Genomic DNA, 17,007 nt, shown 5'->3' with positions numbered 1-17,007 from the left:
GATTTTTTTACCGATTGTTACAATAATAAGTGAGGAGTGTTCCTTCATGCCGTCGATGATTTATTTGTTAGCGGTAGCGATTTTTGCGATGACAACTTCAGAATTTATGGTGGCTGGGATGATGAATGAGCTTGCTGATGATTTCGGCGTATCGATCCCATCCATCGGGTATTTCATTACGGCGTACGCAGGGGCAATGGTGGTAGGAGGTCCCATCCTGACAGCAGCTCTCTTGCACATTCGCCGAAAACAAGCGCTGCTTTCATTGGTTGCCGTCTTCTTTATTGGTCAAGCGTTAGGAGCAATGGCTTGGAATTACGAGTCGATGATGCTTGCGCGTATCCTAACGGGTATCGCCTCATCCGCAGCGTTTGGCATCTCCGTCAGTATTTCAGCCAGCTTGGTTCCCCCTCATTCACGGGGAAAGGCCGCTTCGATTGTTTTGGCAGGCTTAATGATTGCTACTGTCATCGGGCTCCCTCTGACAACCGTGATTGCACAATATTTCGGCTGGAGAATGAGCTTTTGGGCTGTTGCGGTAGTCGTATTATTATCAGGGACCTTGATTCAATGGTTGCTCCCTTCCTCCGCACAAAAAGACCAGATGAACGGAAAGGATGAGCTTGCCAGTTTTCAAAATCCACACCTTTGGGCCGCGTATGCGACAAGTATGCTAATCATTGGCGGTACGTTCGCAGCGTTTAGTTATTTTACTCCGATTCTTACCGGTGTAACGGCATTTTCGGATGCGAGTATCCCGTATTTGCTTGCCCTTTACGGCATCGCGACCGTGATCGGAAATGTCCTGATTGGCAGACTTGCTGACCGTTTTACCATGCGAATCCTTGTAACAGGATTAAGCATACTTTTAGCGGCATTAGTTCTGTTTGCCGTAGGTGCCGAAAATAAATGGATCGCTGTGCTGTCCATTGTTCTGATTGGGTTGACGGGTGTAGCGATGAATCCGGCCATGATCGCACGCGTCATGAATACAGCAGGCAGTGGGACGATGGTAAACACGGTGCATACTTCCTTTATTACACTGGGTGTTGCCATTGGTTCTTCCTTAGGCGGGATCGGGATCAGCAGTGGCTATGGACTTGTCTCACCATTGTGGGTAGGTGCTTGTTTAGCTGTTATCGGGTTACTTTCAATCGTTCCCTACCTGCAAAAGAGCAAAGTGTAAAAAACCATACAATCCCTCTTGAAAGTCAAAAAAGGTCAAACTATAATAAGATCAACGAAGGTCAGAAAAGGTCAAAGATCTTCTGAATTCCAAAACAACGCTTTTGGGGGGATTGAATATGCATTGTGAAATCTGCAAACAACGAGAAGCAACTGTGACTGTCCATATACGCGTACAAAATCAGCAACAAAAATACGATCTGTGCAAAGACTGCCAGACAAAGCTGACCAACAAAATGGGAGTGGGTATGGGCTTTAGTCCGTTCTCCTCCTTCTCTGGGCTGGATGAGTTCCTGCAAGGCTTTGCCCAAGGCCGGGTGAATCCGGGCAAACCTTCCAGTCAGCCGCAGCCACAAGCACCAGAGCGTGGCGGAGGTATTCTCGATGACCTGGGCCGTAATCTAAACGATGCGGCACGTGCCGGACTAATTGACCCTGTGATTGGACGCGAACAGGAAATTGAGCGTGTCATTGAGATTTTGAACCGACGCAACAAAAATAATCCGGTTCTGATCGGGGAGCCAGGGGTCGGGAAGACGGCAATTGCGGAAGGCCTCGCCCTGCGTATTACGGAAGGGCAGGTACCGACCAAGCTGAAAAACAAGCAGGTGTACATTTTAGATGTCGCCTCTCTGGTAGCAGGAACGGGAATTCGCGGACAGTTCGAGGAAAAAGTGAAGCAAGTGATTGCCGAGCTGCAAAAGCGTAAAAACGTCATCCTGTTTGTGGATGAGATTCATCTCTTGGTAGGGGCAGGCTCTGCGGAAGGATCCATGGATGCAGGGAACATCCTGAAGCCCGCACTGGCTCGCGGTGAGTTGCAGCTGATTGGGGCAACTACGTTAAAAGAGTATCGCGTGATTGAAAAAGACGCTGCTCTGGAGCGCCGCCTGCAGCCAGTCATGGTCAAGGAACCAACCGTAGAACAAGCCATCGAGATTTTAAAAGGATTACGTCCGAAATACGAAGCATTCCACCAAGTCGCTTACTCGGATGATGTCATTCGTGCCGCCGTGGAATACTCCCATCGTTACATTCAGGATCGATTCTTGCCGGACAAGGCGATTGATCTCATGGATGAAGTAGGCTCGCGTTTGAACCTGCGCTCCTCCACAGTTGATACGGCAGAGCTGCATAAGCGGCTGGCGCAAATCAATCAGGAGAAAAAGGAAGCGACGGAGCAAGAGGCATACGAGCGAGCTGCCCGTCTGAGAGACGAGGAAGCGGGCATTTTAGAGAAGCTGGATCAAATCGAGGGCAAGGAACAACGCGTCCAGGTTGACGTCACGGACATCCAGGCCTTGATCGAGCAAAAGACTGGGATTCCTGTTACGAAGCTGCAAAGTGATGAGCAGATGAAAATGAAAAACCTGGCAGCTCATTTGGAAGCCAAAGTCATTGGTCAATCCGAGGCTGTCACACAAGTAGCAAAGGCGATTCGACGCAGTCGTGCAGGTCTGAAACCGAAAAACAGACCGATTGCTTCCTTCCTGTTCGTCGGTCCGACAGGCGTAGGGAAAACAGAACTGTCCAAAGCTTTGGCAGAGGAGCTGTTTGGTACCCGCGATTCCATGATCCGTCTCGATATGAGTGAGTACATGGAGAAGCACTCGGTATCCAAATTGATCGGTTCTCCTCCTGGCTACGTCGGTCATGAAGAAGCAGGTCAGCTGACAGAACGCGTACGCCGCAACCCGTACAGCATTATTTTGCTGGATGAGATCGAAAAAGCACACCCGGACGTGATGCACATGTTCCTGCAAATTCTGGAGGATGGTCGTCTGACAGACAGTCAGGGCCGTACGGTGAATTTTAAAGAGACGGTCATCATTGCGACGAGCAATGCCGGTGTGAGCGAGCGTAAAATCTCCGTTGGCTTTGGAGCACAAGCGCCCGAGCCTGCCACCGTGCTGGATTCTCTGGGGGCGTACTTCAAGCCGGAGTTCCTAAACCGCTTCGACTCGATCATTTCCTTTGCCCATCTGGAAAAACAGGATTTGGTCAAAATCGTCGATCTGTTGCTGCAAGATGTCATGGGCAATCTGTCTGAGCAAGGAATGGAGATCAGCGTGACAGCTGCCGCAAAGGAAAAGCTGGCTGAACTGGGCTACAACCCTTCCTTCGGGGCACGTCCATTGCGCCGCGTGATTCAGCAATACGTAGAGGATGGCATTGCGGATCTGGTGATGGAAGAGGACAATGTGACATCGATGCTGATTGATGTAGAAGAGGAAGGCATTCGTGTCAAAAAAGCATAACAGGCGTAAAAAAAGAAACCCCAATGTGTGGTCATAACCCTGTCAAGTAGACTGCCTAAAAACCCATAGTTACGCGGCGATCGCTTTCCGATACTCAATCGGGGAACGGTCGCCTAGTTTTTTCTGAAAACGACTCTGATTATAAAATGCAATGTATGTTTCAACAGATTGATTTAATTCCTCAAATGATTTTGCCGAGCATCGATACATCATTTCTGTCTTCAGATGAGAAAAGAATGACTCGATACAGGCATTATCCAGGCAATTTCCCCGTCTCGAATGACTTCCTAGTACTCCGTACTCATCCAAACGTTTATTGTAGTGTCTGGAAGTGTATTGAAAACCTTGGTCCGAATGTAGGACGGAACCGTTCATCTCTCTTCCCTTACAAAGACTATCTACGGTGCTCATCACGAGTGACAAATCGTTTTGGGAAGAGACATGCCAAGCAACGATTTCGTTATTAAACAGATCCTGCACAGCAGATAGATAAAAAAATCGTTCTCCGACTCGTAGATAGGTGATGTCGGTTACCAGCTTCTTTAGAGGTGCTTCTGCTTTAAACTGTCTTTCCAGACGATCCGGGTTTACAACTGATGCCTGTCTGCCGAAGAATCGTCTTTTTTTACGAATTACTGAGCGGATGCCTAATTCCTTCATCATTCGATAGACACGTTTGTGATTGATTTGTAAACCTTCTTTGCGAAGGGCAACTGTCACTCGTAAGTAACCATAATAAGGATGCAAGCGATGGATACTTAGGATATGTTCTTTTAGGTTGGCTTCCTTTTCGCTACGTCGAACAGATGCCTCTCTGGACTTTCTCCATTTGTAATATCCCGCACGGGATACTTTTGCAAAACTGAGCAGCCATGATAATCGATATTTGGTTTGCATTTGTTCAATAATTGAGAACCTTGCTTTCTTCGAAGTCACTCCCCGTTTAGATTTGGATATCGCTTTTTTAGATATTCATTCTCCGCTTTTATGTATGCTAACTCTTCCTCAACGCTTGTGAATTTGGTTTTTGGACGCCCTTTTCGCCATGCCTGATTTGATCGAGAAGCTGTTAGTGCCTCCCCATTACGAACCTTATTAACCCAGTCCAACACCTGTCTTTTTTCTGGAATGCCTAATCTTCTGGCGACTTCTCTAGAAGATACTCCGGACTCGTAAAGACGTACGGCTTCCATTTTTTCCTCTTCCGTATAAACTCTAAATGTTTGTCCTTTTTTAGCCATAAAAAAATCCCCTCTGATCAATTGTGTCTTACCCAATTGTAACAGTGGGGTTTTAAACACAGTCAACCATGAGGGGATATTACCAGTGTGAATTGGGGTTTCTTTGCTATTTATTCATGACTTTCTCATTGATGCCATTGCTGACGCCAGTACTTTCCATTTTCAGCTGGCGGCGCTTGGTGACGATTTTCTTCACCCATAAACCGACCAAGATGAGCGGCACCACGATGAGGAAAATATAGAGAGAAACGTCATGGACCATATTTTCCGCCATTTTGCCGTAAAAATAAAACAATAATCCGACAGCGTAAAATTTGACTGCCCGTCCAATTGCCGCATACCCAATCAATTTCCACAATGGGAAGTTCAAGCAACCCGACATGATTGTAAAAACTTTAAACGGAATTGGTGTAAACGAACCGATGAAGATCGCGACTTCGCCCTTCTTTTGAAACATCGCTGTGGCAGAATCAATCCATTCCTTTTTGAGGATTTTGTACAGAACGGATTTGCCTAGTACTTTACCGAGAAAAAAGCCGACGGGTGTCCCTAAGAGACAAGCGATGTAGCCTACTGTTGCAATCCACAATGCCTGCGAAGGATCAACGAGGCTGAGTGGCACTTGAAGAAAGAAGGCAGGAACAGGAAAGATGACTGCGTCTGCAAAAGAATGGATGAACATTCCCATATAGCCGTATTCCATTAAGAAATCTAAAATGTTCTGAAACATCTATTTCTCCTTTTTCATTCTATCGTTAACTGCCAGTCATCAACTTTGGAGGCCTTTTTGCGCCTTATCGGAATATTCAGCATCACACCGAGTAAGCCCAACAAAATATATGTGTCTAGATGCGATTCTACTTCAAACTGGCCGACTATGGAACGAATTTTTTTGAATTGGGATTCACTTACTATACAACGATATACCGCAATCGATGCATTTTGAAACAATTTTCCGAGCCAATCATTCTGGTAACCCATGTTCCTGTATTTGTAATACGTTGTAGATCGTTAATAGGTTACGTAACAATCATTTCAGATCCACCTGGACTATAGATCAACTCAACAGCTCTATTATGGAGATTTTTTGGTTGTCCAAGAACGCACCTTCGCCGGATTTTATCTACGACTTAAGACGGATAGGTTATCGGTGCATGCGGCGTAACACATCCATCAACACCTCAATCCCTTGCTCAATCTCTGCTTCCTTGGCATAGGACACATTCAGCTTCAAAATATTTTCTTGCGGAAAGCCCACCAAGTAATTTTTGTCAGTTGTATCCACGAGAATCGAGCGCTTTTTGAGCTGGTTGATAATAGCAGGGACCGGGATGGAATCATTCAAAACAATGTGCGTATGAATCCCCGGATACGCAAAGGGCTGAAAGGTGAACAGATGCTCTTCATTCGCCGCGAAATGGTTCAAGGACGCCATCAGCAGGTTGGATCGCCGTTGATAGGAACTGCAAATTTTTTGCTTGTGACGCTCGAACATTCCGCTTTTTAGGTAAATCTCCAACGCAGCTTGAGATAGCATGGAGCTGTCGATATCCATGAGTCGCTTGTGTTGGTTGAAGGAATCCTTTAGCGGGTCAGGTATAACGGCCACACCCAAACGCAGCCCGGGAAAAATAATTTTGGAATAACTTTTTAAATAGATGGTGCGAGAATAGCGATCATAGGTAAAGAGGGGATCGGCTTTGCTGTCATGCTCAAGGTCTGCCATGTAATCGTCTTCCACGATATAGACGTCGTACTGCTGGGCAAGCTCTACAATGCGCTGTTTATCCTTTCGACTGTACGTCGTACCGAGCGGACTATGATAGCGAGGCATCGTATAGAAAAACTTGATCTCTCCCTTTTGGAAAACAGACTCCAGCTCTTCTAAATCGATTCCTTGGGCAGTGCGCTTGATCCCGACGACAGGATGCTTGCGTACTTGCAAGCTTTCAATGAAAAGATGGTAGCTGGGCTGCTCAATCAGAATCGTTTCCTTTCCATTTGGAAAAGGAAGACTGCACAGCAAGGATAGAGCTTGTTGGACACCAGAGGTTATGAAAATATTACCCGGGTCCGTAAAAACCTGATGGTTCCCAAGCAGCTTGGCGATGACAGCAATGAGCGATGGCAAGCCTTGTGTGGTTCCGTATATGAAAAGATCGTTTTTATAGGTTTCAATCGCTTTATTGATGCAATGTTGAAAGTCGACATAAGGAAAGAGGTCAGGATCGGGAGCAGAGGTCGCAAAATCGATTATGGACGTATCTGCGGGTTGGATCTTTCTTTGTTTTTTCACGACGTAGTAACCGCTTCGGTCGACCGAGTAGATGAGGTGACGCTTTTCGAGCTCATCCAAAGTGCGGATTACAGTGCTCTTGCTGCATTGGTAGCGAGAGGCGAGCTCTCGAATGGAGGGAAGCCTGTCTCCGTCTCGATAGGAGAGGCTTTCAATCAACGTTTCGAGTTCATTTTGAAGCTGCAAATATTTGTGCATCCAAAAAACATTCCCTTACTGCCGGATTTGTATCGGTACAGTTACTCCTTTTTTGCATTGTAGCACGATTGTTCCCTCATTACTATTAACCTAAGACGGTCGTCTGTAAAAAGTCCCCAGTAGGAGAGATACATACGATGAAAGACCAACAAAAAGCGATTCTTGCGGCATTGCTGAATGCAGGGATTACCGGCTTGTCGTTTTTGTTTCTGAAAATGGCACTCACTGTAACCAACCCGGTTGATACTTTGGCACACCGTTTTACCGTGGCATTTATCGCTGCATCCATACCAATCGTGTTTGGGTGGATCAAGCTGTCCATCAAACCAAAAGACATGCTCACGATTATACCGCTTGCCATGCTGTATCCCATTCTGTTCTTTACCCTTCAGGCGTTTGGACTGGTGTATACTACTTCATCTGAAGCGGGGATTATTCAAGCAACCGTTCCGATTTTTACTATGATTATGGCGTCATTCTTTTTGGGAGAGTCTTCTACGTGGCTGCAAAAGCTGTCCACGCTTTTATCCGTAGGTGGTGTCGTGTACATTTTTGCAATGAAGGGGTTGAGTGTAAGCTCAGGCTCAGGGAGCAGTATCGGTACCATTCTCATCCTGTTATCCGCATTTTCTTTGGCGGGGTATAGTGTTCTGGCGAGGAAAATGACAAAGTCCTTTCATTATATAGACATGACGTATATGGTGGCGTTACTCGGATTTTTGTTTTTTAACGGCTGGTCAGTCATTCGCCATAGTGCAGAGGGGACCTTGTCGTCGTATTTCGCCCCTTTCGCCAGCTCGTCGTTTATCATCTCCATTGTATTTTTGGGGATACTGTCCTCGCTCATGACGTCTTTTATGACCAACTTTGCCTTGTCCAAGATGGAAGCATCCAAACTCAGCGTGTTTAACAATTTGTCTACACTGGTTACCATCGTGGCAGGCGTCATCTTTTTGCAGGAACAACTGGCATACTACCATCTTATTGGCGCGGTGATGATTATTATCGGGGTGATTGGGACGAATTTCCTAGGGGCAAAATCGAAGAACCAGAATCGCACGCCTCAATCGAAATCCACCTCTGTGTGAGAAAATAAAAAGGATACGCAACAGAGCGAATGTTTATTCATTCGCTTTGTTTGTTTTTTTGGAGGAATCGCTCATCCTTGCTGGTCGCAAAAAAATCGTTCCAGACTTGGTGAAACTGTTTACAAATCCTATCATACACGATATAGTTACCTAGATTGTGAGTATAATGACATATGGTGAGATGACGGAATGAAAAAAATTATACATCTGGATTCGATTGAAAAGAGATTTGCAGATACTATCGTCGTCCCCTCTTTTTCTCTCTCCATTGAAGAAGGGGAGTTTTTGACGTTACTCGGCCCGAGTGGCTGTGGGAAAACGACACTGCTGCGAATGATTGCTGGCTTTGAGCAGCCAACGACTGGGGAAATTTTCCTGGATGAAAAACCACTTAAGGCTGTACCGCCGTATCAGCGCGATATGAACATGGTGTTCCAGCAATATGCTTTGTTTCCACACATGACAGTGGAGCAAAACATCCTGTTTGGTTTGAAAATGAAAAAAGTGAACGCAGCTGAACAACAAAAGCGTTTGGAGGAAGTACTTCAGTACGTCCAGCTGACAGAATTGCGGAAGCGCACGCCAAAGCAGCTGTCTGGCGGACAACAGCAACGCGTAGCAATCGCACGGGCGATTATTAACAACCCACGCGTTCTGCTTCTGGACGAGCCTCTAGGTGCTTTGGACTACCAATTGCGAAAAAGCTTGCAGCTCGAACTGAAAAACTTGCAGAAAAACTTGGGAATAACGTTCATTTACGTCACACATGACCAAGAAGAAGCGATGGCGATGTCCGATCGAATCGCAGTTATGAACAAGGGACGAATTGAACAGATTGCTTCTCCAGCAGAGATTTACAACTCCCCGCAAACCTTGTTTGTGGCTACCTTTATTGGGGAAAACAACATTTTCCGGGAAAACGGAACGAATGCAGCCGTACGTCCGGAAAAGATCAAGTTGTACCCGGTTGATTCCGACAAGGACAAGCACAAGAAGCTGGGCATCATTGCTGACGCGGTGTTCCTCGGCAATTTGCGCAAGGTATTTATCCGCCTTGAGGGGCAGGATATGACCGTAATGGCACACCAGTACGCAGGTGACGGTCTGGACTGGCAGGTGGGAGATCAGGTGGCCATTGGCTGGGCACAGACGGACGAGGTGATTCTTCCTTGTTAAACAAGAAGCCGGTAAAACTGCTCGCGCTTCCCGCCCTTTTGTGGATGGGTGCGCTTTTCGTCCTGCCTATGCTTATGATCGCCATACTGTCTTTCCTAAAAAGAGGCACGTACGGGCAAGTTGTCTATGAGTTTACACTGAACAATTACATCCGAATTTTCGATCCGCTGTATGGCCAAATTTTTTGGGATACGCTGGTCGTAGCGGTTTTTACAACGGTATTTTCGATCTTGTGCGGTTATCCGTTAGCGTATTACATTTCACGACTGGAAAAATCGACTCAGCAAATATGGCTTTTGCTCGTGATGATTCCGTTTTGGATCAATTTCTTGGTCCGCTCCTATGCGTGGGTAATCATCCTTCGTTCGCAAGGCGTGATCAATACGTTCCTGCAATCGCTGGGCATTATTTCGGAGCCGCTGCCGCTTCTGTACAATTCGGGTTCTGTCCTGCTCGGGATGGTGTACACACTCATGCCGTTCATGGTACTGCCGATTTATGTGTCACTGGAGCAGATGGACCGTCGTAAGCTGGAAGCAGCGTATGATCTGGGCGCAACACCTATGAAAGCGTTTTGGCACGTGACTCTGCCGATGACCAAGACAGGTGTCGTCACTGGGTCGATTCTCGTATTTGTTTCTTCCATCGGGATGTTCGTCGTTCCGGATGTCATGGGAGGAGCGAAATCGGCTCTGATCGGAAACGTCATTCAGAATCAATTTTTGTCTGCGCGTGACTGGCCGTTTGGTTCTGCCTTGTCCATTGTGCTGATGCTATTGTCCATGCTGTTGATTCTTCTTTATTTCCGCGCTACCAAAGCGAGCGAGACAAAGGAGGGATCAGCATGAAAACATTACGTCGAAACGCACTATCTGGATACTCGTGGCTGATGCTGGTCTTTTTGTATCTGCCAATCTTGATCCTTGTCCTTTATTCGTTCAATGATTCACGGATCAATGCTACGTGGACTGGTTTTACGTGGAAGTGGTACGTTTCTTTGTTTGAAAACAGGCAGGTCATGCAAGCGCTGATGAACAGTTTGACGATTGGGGTTATCAGCAGCGTTATTGCAACGGTTTTGGGTACGGCTGCCGCTCTGGCAGTTAAGCATTATTCAATTCGTTGGAGCAACATCTTCAACGGGCTGATGTACTTGCCGATTGTCATCCCGGAGATCATGATGGGGTTGGCTTTGCTCGTGCTGTTTAGCCAGGTACAGATGGAGCTGGGGAAAGTGACCCTGATCCTGGCGCATGTAACGTTTAGCATGCCGTATGTGATGGTCATTATCTCTGGACGTTTGGCTGATATGGGCAAAGAATTGGAAGAAGCTTCTCAAGATTTGGGAGCAACTCCATGGGAGACATTGCGCTATGTGACGCTGCCTCTGATCATGCCAGGGATCATCGCAGGCTTCCTGATGGCGTTTACCCTGTCGCTGGACGATTTCATTATTTCGTTCTTCGTGGCTGGTCCGAATTCGACCACATTGCCACTCTACATTTATGGGTTGGTCAAACGAGGTGTCTCGCCAGAAGTGAATGCACTCTCGACACTTTTGATTGTGAGTACAGTGCTGTTGGTTGTGGTGGCTGAGATTTTCCGCCGTAAAGACTCGAAAAATAATCAATCCATCTTTTAGATACATCATGGTGTTTTCATAAAAGCAATCCTATAACTGATTTGGAGGTTGAGAGGAAAAAATGAAACGTTTCAAGTCCTTGATGATCGGCGCTTTGACCGCCGTACTTGCGGTGACTGCTGTAGGCTGCTCATCGTCATCTGAGCAAGAGCAACAAGTATTGAATATTTATAGCTGGGCAGACAACTTCGACCCAGACGTCATCAAAGATTTTGAGCAAAAATTCAACGTCAAGGTTAACTATGATGTATACGGCAGCAACGAAGAAATGCTGGCAAAAATTCAAGCGGGTGCATCCGGCTACGACCTGATTCAACCTTCCGACTACATGGTAGGCACCATGATTCAGCTGGGCCTCCTGGAAGAGTTGAACAAAGCCAACATCCCGAACATGGGCAATATCGTGTCTACGTTCAAGACACCTCCTTTTGACAAAGAAAACAAGTATTCACTCGTATATACATGGGGAATTACCGGGATCGCTTACAACAAGAAATATGTAAAAGAAACCCCGACAAGCTGGAATGATCTGTGGAATGAAGCTTACAAGGGCCGTGTCATCATGCTGAACGACCCACGTGAGGTTATGGGAATGGCACTGATCAAGAATGGCTTCTCCAATAGTACGACGAACACAGAGGAACTGGAAAAGTCCTTTGCTGATTTGAAAAAGGTAGTACCGAATGTCGTTGCCTTTGATACAGACAACATCAAGCAAAAGATGATTGCGGAGGAAGCATGGATTGGAACGGTTTGGTCCGGTGACGCCGCTTTCATTCACGCACAAAATCCAGATGTTGAATACGTCATTCCGAAAGAGGGCGCAACGATCTGGGCAGACACGCTGGCAATTCCAAAAGGCGCTAAGAACAAGGAAATGGCTGAGAAGTTCATCAACTACCTGATGGACCCAGAGGTCAGTGTGAAAAACTACGAGTCAATCGGCTACAGCAACCCGAACGAAAAAGCATACCCACTGCACAGTGAAGAATATCGTTCCAACAAGATGGTCTTCCTGGATACAGCAGACATTGACCGTGCGGAGTGGCTGGTGGATGTAGGAGAAACCTTGCAGCAATATGACCGCTACTGGACTGAAATGAAGAGCGGCAGATAAATAGTGGTGAACGAACCGAGATGGAGTATTTCCGTCTCGGTTTTTTCTTTTGGAATAGAGCGAGGGCATTGGAAAAATAATAAGGGGACACCATATATTGGGGTAAACATAAGATGACAACTAACATGATTTCCGAATCCGTTAACGAGACGCGAGAAATATTATGGGATCACATGCGAAATCCGCGAATGGTGTTTCGCAACCTTTCTTGTGGAACCAATAGCTTGTTGCTAGCCTACCTCCCCTATCTAGTGGATACGGTCATTCTCCAGCAGGTGTTGCTTCCCTATTTCGAAAGGTTACCTGAGGAAAAGATCGTTCCTGATACGATTTTGGGGAATGTTCCTGTTGCTCATGTCACCCAAACCATGGATTACAGCCAAGTAAGCGATTATCTCGTGAGGGGATGGATTTACCTTCAAATAGAGGGAATGGCGTGCGGGATTCTTCTCTACGTAGCAAAAATGCCGAGCCGTTCTTTGGGAGAGGCTCAGGTCGAAACCCAGATTTTCGGTCCCCAGGTTTCTTTTACTGAAGCCTTGGAAACCAACTTAGGGGTTCTACAGGGATATCTGTCGACTGATTTGCTTACCAACGTATCCATTACGGTTGGGAAACGTAGCAGGACGAATGTGGAAATATGTTACATGGAGGAACTAGCCGATCCTGAAAATGTTCAAACCGTCATTCAGCGTATAAGCGATCTAGATATAGACGGCGTGATTGACAGTGGAAAATTGGTTCAACTGATTGATGACAATACGCTCTCTATTTTTCCGCAGCTAATCCTGACAGAACGACCTGATCATGTAAGTGAAGCCCTGTTGGAAGGAAAGGTTGTCGTGTTTGTGGAGGGGAGCCCGTTTGCTATCGTCGGTCCCAGTTCCTTCGTTGACTTTTTCAAGGCCAATGAAGATCTCTATATCCGGTGGCAAATGGCTTCCTTCATTCGATTGTTACGTTTCTCGGCCCTTTTTGTCTCTTTGTTTTTTACAGCTATTTATGTGGCTGCACTTACGTTCCATTATGAAATGATTCCATCTGCTCTCCTTGTATCGCTAGTAAAGTCTCGTTCCAAGGTACCTTTTCCCCCATTGTTTGAAGCTTTGCTGCTTGAGATGATTATTGAATTCTTGCGGGAGGCTGGAGCGAGACTTCCTTTCAAAGTTGGGCAAACGATAGGGATCGTCGGCGGTATCGTAATTGGACAGGCAGCCGTTGCAGCGGGTTTTACCAGTAACATTTTGATCATGATTGTGGCACTCAGTGCATTAGCTTCGTTTACTTTTCCTTCTTACATGATGAGTACGGCAGTACGTATCCTCCGCTTTCCGATTATCCTGTTAGCTGGAATTTGGGGAGGCTTTGGTATTATGCTTGGCGCGTCTTTTCTATTGATACACATCCTACGTCAATCAAGTCTGGGACGCCCGTTTTTTCTTCCCTTTTTTCCTTTTCGCTTGCAGGATTTTAAAAACAGTCTGATCCGGTTTCCTTTTTACTCTCTCGGCAAGCGTCCGGTTATGACACGTTCTTCTGACGATACCCGTGTGCCTGATGAAGTCGGGAAAAAAAGACCAGTTCAGTAGTTAGGTGTTGAATGTAAATGTCAGTGTCCACTTTTCGTCGGAATAGCCATATGGCTATCAGCGTATCGCTTGCGTTATTTATTGTTCATGGCAATCAGGTTGGAATCGGCATAGCAGGCGTACAACGCTTTATTTATGATAGGGTGCAGCAAGACGCCTGGATTGCGGTCATATTAGCAGGCATTATGACACATATAGCAGCGTGGTTCATGCTAAAAATCTTAGCGAAATACAAAGACATGGATTTGTATGACATCCACCAAATGGTGTTTGGAAAATGGCCAGCCAAAGTGCTTAATTTGATATTTATCATCTATATCATGGGTTCTGCATTAACGATCCTGCGGGGATATATCGAGATCATTCAGTCATGGATGTTTCCAGAAGTGCCATCCTGGTTATTGAATGCTTCCTTGCTTTGTCTGGCCATTTATGGAGTGACGGGTGGAATTCGAGTGTTGGCTGGGATCAGTTTTTTTTCGGTGGGGCTGACGATTTGTCAGCTATTGTTGATGGTTTATCCGATGCAATACGCCGATTTTAACTTATTGCAGCCTGTCTTTCATCATGACCTTGTAGAGCTGTTGGACGGTGCCAAGAAGATGTCTTTTAGCATTATTGGATTCGAGATTATTTTGTTCATCTACCCTTTTGTAAAGGAAAAGGAATTACTCTCTCGCTATGTACATGGTGGACTGTTGATGACCACCCTTTTGTATGTTGTAGTCATGCTGGTTACACTCCTGTATTTTCAAGGGGATCAGCTTAAACATCTGATCTGGGCAACTCTGATGATGATGAAAATTGTAGAGTTTCCGTTTTTGGAGCGGTTTGAGTTTGTTTCCATCTCATTATGGATGCTGATCATGCTGGATAATTTGCTTTTGAACTTGTGGGTAGCCATGCGGGGGGTACACCATATTGGTGGTTTCAAGGAAAGAAAAGCACTTATCGGGATTGTTATTGTCATGTTTTTCGCCAGCAACTTTTTGGAGACGCGCCAGTCGATTAACTGGATCACGGATGTTTTCGGAGCGGTAGGCTTCTATATCATATTTGTTTATCCGTTGGTACTTTATATCGTTATTCTGCTGTTTCGGAAAGGAACGGTCCGGACATGAAAAGGACACGTCTGCTTGCTTATTATTTGCTAGTGGCCGCTTTGCTACATGGTTGTGGGGAGGAACAGGTACTAGAAAAATTGGGACTAGCGGTTGCCGTGGGTTACGATCAAATCAGAGACGGAAGGTTGTTGGGTACCACGGTGTTTTATCAAATTGATCCGGAGGCACGTCAACTCGTGACTGTGATTGCGGGAACAGCCAATACAAGCAAAGGACTCAAAATTACGCATAACAGGGAGTCTTCCAAAAAAATAGTAGGGGGGCAAATTCGTGTCGCTGTCTATCAGGATGAGCTGGCACGCAAAGGAATATTGCCGCTTGTGGAAAACTTGAGCCGAGATGCTTCCATTGGCAGCAATGTCTATTTGACCGTGGCGAAAGGAAGGGCTTCTGACATCTTGACGCATCGCTACCCCGAAACGAGCAACATCGGAATTTACCTCTATCAAGCCATACGGCAGAACGTCAATGGTGAGAACATGATTTCCTCTAAACTCCATGAGTTTATGAAAGATTATTATGCGGTCGGGAAAGATGCCGTGATGCCTTATATCGAAAGAGTAAAAAACGAACTGCATATTGACAAAATTGCTCTGTTTCGAGATGAACGATTGGTGGGGGAGATTTCCTCAAGGGAGGGGTTTTTCCTTAAGATATTACGTGAGCGTTACAATAAAGGAGAATTGGAAATAAGCTTGACTGTTGATAATAAGCGTTTTTTTACTGTAATTGAACATATCTCAAGCAAAAAGCAAATCAAACTGCTGGATTTGGATAAACCAAGGTTTTCGGTGAAGGTCAAAATGACAGCACAGATTCAGGAAATGGCTGAAGAAATAGATTTATCAAAGCCGGAGGAGTTGCTTAAGGTACAAAAAGCAATCGAGCTGGCAGTTACAAAAGAAACGGAAGATTTATTGGAAAAGTTAAGAAAGCACCAAGTAGATCCTGTAGGATTTGGGGAAATCTACAACATAGCCCGTCAAAAGAATGGAAAAAAGAAATTGAGTAAAGACGAGTGCCGTGAAGCCATGAAAAGGGCGCAATTTGATGTTGATGTTCAGGTCAAGATTTTACGGACAGGCGTCATTGGGTAAATGGACCATGCACGTGAAGAAATATCTGGACAAGCAAGAAATGGGGGTGAGATAGTGAGGTATGAGGTGAGAAAAAATGGAAAACAGGCAGGCTGTACAAACGGGCTTTCTCGAAGCCAATGGCGCACGGATTTACTATGAAGTAGCAGGGGAAGGCGAGCCGCTCCTATTGATCCACGGCTTCAATCTGGATACAAGGCTATGGGATGCCCAGCTGCAAGCATTTGCACAGATGTATAAGGTCGTTCGCTTTGATATCCGCGGGTTCGGTAAAACACTGGCGACTGACGTTTCCTTTACCTTGTACGATGACGTGAAAGCAGTCCTGCTAGGGCTTGGTATCGATAAAGCGCATGTAGTTGGTCTTTCGTTTGGGGGAATGGTCGCGCAGGAGTTCGCCCTTGCTTATCCGCAGATGGTGAGCAGCTTGATTCTAGTCGCTTCCGGCTTGTTTGGTCACCCAAGAAGTGAGCAAAGGCTGCACGATGTGGAACGGTTCAATCAAGTATGCCAGCGTGGTACGACAGAGGAAGCGTTGGAAATGACGACACAAATGTGGTTTGACGGTCCTGGTCAGCCGGTAAATGAGCAAGCTCGCGAAGCACGAAACCGCTTTAAAGAAATCAACAGACACGCCTTTTCGCTGCCGGAGTTTGGCGCTGGATTGGAAACGTTATCCCCCTCGCCAATCGAGCGTTTGGAAAACATTAAAGCGCCGACACTCGTTATTGCAGGAGCGCGGGATTATCCAGATTTTCTACAGATCGCCGATGTGTTGACTGAGCGGATTACAGGCGCACAAAAAGTCATCTTGCCTGACTCAGCCCATATCCCACCGATGGATCAACCAGAGGTATTCAACAAACTCGTCCTGGAATTTCTCGCACAAAGCATTGTAAAATCATCCTAATACAGTTTGAAAAGGCATGGATCGGAGAGAATTTCCGTTCATGCCTTTTTTTGTTTTCAACACTTTGCCACATCAGATAGCCCGAT

14 protein-coding genes are annotated in these 17,007 nt (G+C 46.0%); 11 read left to right on the top strand and 3 right to left on the bottom strand.

Features of this window, described 5'->3' with window-relative positions; all coding sequences use genetic code 11:
• Positions 1 to 46: 46 nt before the first annotated feature.
• Together ACKKE8_RS23765 and ACKKE8_RS23760 are read left to right on the top strand one after the other, a co-directional pair.
• Positions 47 to 1,186 carry an MFS transporter gene (locus ACKKE8_RS23765; RefSeq protein ID WP_409175186.1) on the top strand — a complete coding sequence of 380 codons (1,140 nt, stop codon included), beginning with the start codon at positions 47 to 49 and terminating at the stop codon, positions 1,184 to 1,186.
• A 118-nt stretch (positions 1,187 to 1,304) separates the two neighbouring features.
• The gene (locus ACKKE8_RS23760; RefSeq protein WP_409175185.1) at positions 1,305 to 3,443 is read left to right on the top strand and encodes an AAA family ATPase; all 2,139 of its coding nucleotides are present in this window, start codon (positions 1,305 to 1,307) and stop codon (positions 3,441 to 3,443) included.
• Positions 3,444 to 3,512: 69 nt separating this feature from the next.
• Here the strand turns inward: ACKKE8_RS23760 and ACKKE8_RS23755 are convergent.
• The 3 genes from ACKKE8_RS23755 to ACKKE8_RS23745 form a co-directional block, all read right to left on the bottom strand.
• Positions 3,513 to 4,684 (bottom strand): IS3 family transposase gene (locus tag ACKKE8_RS23755; RefSeq protein ID WP_409174781.1). Its coding sequence is split into 2 segments (ribosomal slippage): positions 3,513 to 4,411 and positions 4,411 to 4,684, totalling 1,173 coding nucleotides; the frame shifts between segments, so codons are not numbered across the junction.
• A 106-nt stretch (positions 4,685 to 4,790) separates the two neighbouring features.
• Positions 4,791 to 5,414, bottom strand: coding sequence for a YqaA family protein (locus ACKKE8_RS23750; RefSeq protein WP_409175184.1), 624 nt, complete (start codon positions 5,412 to 5,414; stop codon positions 4,791 to 4,793).
• 414 nt (positions 5,415 to 5,828) lie between these two features.
• On the bottom strand, positions 5,829 to 7,178 hold the full coding sequence (locus tag ACKKE8_RS23745; RefSeq protein WP_409175183.1) for a PLP-dependent aminotransferase family protein: 1,350 nt from the start codon (positions 7,176 to 7,178) through the stop codon (positions 5,829 to 5,831).
• A 137-nt stretch (positions 7,179 to 7,315) separates the two neighbouring features.
• On the opposite strand from ACKKE8_RS23745, the gene ACKKE8_RS23740 reads away from it, so the two are divergent.
• From ACKKE8_RS23740 to ACKKE8_RS23700, 9 genes are all read left to right on the top strand, one after another.
• Positions 7,316 to 8,266: a DMT family transporter gene (locus ACKKE8_RS23740; RefSeq protein ID WP_409175182.1), complete on the top strand. Its 951-nt coding sequence runs from the start codon at positions 7,316 to 7,318 to the stop codon at positions 8,264 to 8,266.
• A 189-nt stretch (positions 8,267 to 8,455) separates the two neighbouring features.
• Positions 8,456 to 9,442 carry an ABC transporter ATP-binding protein gene (locus ACKKE8_RS23735; protein WP_409175181.1) on the top strand — a complete coding sequence of 329 codons (987 nt, stop codon included), beginning with the start codon at positions 8,456 to 8,458 and terminating at the stop codon, positions 9,440 to 9,442.
• Positions 9,443 to 9,486: 44 nt separating this feature from the next.
• Complete coding sequence (locus ACKKE8_RS23730; RefSeq protein WP_409179184.1) at positions 9,487 to 10,290, top strand: ABC transporter permease; 804 nt, start codon at positions 9,487 to 9,489, stop codon at positions 10,288 to 10,290.
• Positions 10,287 to 11,084, top strand: coding sequence for an ABC transporter permease (locus ACKKE8_RS23725; RefSeq protein ID WP_173618698.1), 798 nt, complete (start codon positions 10,287 to 10,289; stop codon positions 11,082 to 11,084). The genes ACKKE8_RS23730 and ACKKE8_RS23725 overlap by 4 nt, the downstream gene beginning before the upstream one ends.
• 61 nt (positions 11,085 to 11,145) lie before the next feature.
• Positions 11,146 to 12,201, top strand: coding sequence for a PotD/PotF family extracellular solute-binding protein (locus tag ACKKE8_RS23720; protein ID WP_056489822.1), 1,056 nt, complete (start codon positions 11,146 to 11,148; stop codon positions 12,199 to 12,201).
• Positions 12,202 to 12,314: 113 nt separating this feature from the next.
• Entirely contained in the window at positions 12,315 to 13,790 is a 1,476-nt protein-coding gene (locus ACKKE8_RS23715; protein WP_409175180.1) for a spore germination protein, read from the top strand.
• A 17-nt stretch (positions 13,791 to 13,807) separates the two neighbouring features.
• A complete protein-coding gene (locus tag ACKKE8_RS23710) occupies positions 13,808 to 14,911 on the top strand; it encodes a GerAB/ArcD/ProY family transporter (RefSeq protein ID WP_409175179.1) in 1,104 nt (367 codons plus the stop codon).
• Positions 14,908 to 16,011: a Ger(x)C family spore germination protein gene (locus ACKKE8_RS23705; protein WP_409175178.1), complete on the top strand. Its 1,104-nt coding sequence runs from the start codon at positions 14,908 to 14,910 to the stop codon at positions 16,009 to 16,011. The genes ACKKE8_RS23710 and ACKKE8_RS23705 overlap by 4 nt, the downstream gene beginning before the upstream one ends.
• Positions 16,012 to 16,087: 76 nt before the next feature.
• On the top strand, positions 16,088 to 16,921 hold the full coding sequence (locus ACKKE8_RS23700; RefSeq protein ID WP_409175177.1) for an alpha/beta fold hydrolase: 834 nt from the start codon (positions 16,088 to 16,090) through the stop codon (positions 16,919 to 16,921).
• Positions 16,922 to 17,007: the final 86 nt, after the last annotated feature.

Origin of the sequence: Brevibacillus fortis, from assembly GCF_046196545.1 — a bacterium.
In the GTDB taxonomy this organism is placed as follows: domain Bacteria; phylum Bacillota; class Bacilli; order Brevibacillales; family Brevibacillaceae; genus Brevibacillus; species Brevibacillus fortis_A.
This window is presented reverse-complemented; position numbering and strand designations above follow the sequence as displayed.

Bases quoted from the DNA above. Each gene is read 5' to 3' on its own strand.
- ACKKE8_RS23765 (WP_409175186.1), top strand. From the start codon at position 47: ATGCCGTCGATGATTTATTTGTTAGCGGTAGCGATTTTTGCGATGACA.
- ACKKE8_RS23760 (WP_409175185.1), top strand. From the start codon at position 1,305: ATGCATTGTGAAATCTGCAAACAACGAGAAGCAACTGTGACTGTCCAT.
- ACKKE8_RS23750 (WP_409175184.1), bottom strand. From the start codon at position 5,414: ATGTTTCAGAACATTTTAGATTTCTTAATGGAATACGGCTATATGGGA.
- ACKKE8_RS23745 (WP_409175183.1), bottom strand. From the start codon at position 7,178: ATGCACAAATATTTGCAGCTTCAAAATGAACTCGAAACGTTGATTGAA.
- ACKKE8_RS23740 (WP_409175182.1), top strand. From the start codon at position 7,316: ATGAAAGACCAACAAAAAGCGATTCTTGCGGCATTGCTGAATGCAGGG.
- ACKKE8_RS23735 (WP_409175181.1), top strand. From the start codon at position 8,456: ATGAAAAAAATTATACATCTGGATTCGATTGAAAAGAGATTTGCAGAT.
- ACKKE8_RS23730 (WP_409179184.1), top strand. From the start codon at position 9,487: ATGGGTGCGCTTTTCGTCCTGCCTATGCTTATGATCGCCATACTGTCT.
- ACKKE8_RS23725 (WP_173618698.1), top strand. From the start codon at position 10,287: ATGAAAACATTACGTCGAAACGCACTATCTGGATACTCGTGGCTGATG.
- ACKKE8_RS23720 (WP_056489822.1), top strand. From the start codon at position 11,146: ATGAAACGTTTCAAGTCCTTGATGATCGGCGCTTTGACCGCCGTACTT.
- ACKKE8_RS23715 (WP_409175180.1), top strand. From the start codon at position 12,315: ATGACAACTAACATGATTTCCGAATCCGTTAACGAGACGCGAGAAATA.
- ACKKE8_RS23710 (WP_409175179.1), top strand. From the start codon at position 13,808: ATGTCAGTGTCCACTTTTCGTCGGAATAGCCATATGGCTATCAGCGTA.
- ACKKE8_RS23705 (WP_409175178.1), top strand. From the start codon at position 14,908: ATGAAAAGGACACGTCTGCTTGCTTATTATTTGCTAGTGGCCGCTTTG.
- ACKKE8_RS23700 (WP_409175177.1), top strand. From the start codon at position 16,088: ATGGAAAACAGGCAGGCTGTACAAACGGGCTTTCTCGAAGCCAATGGC.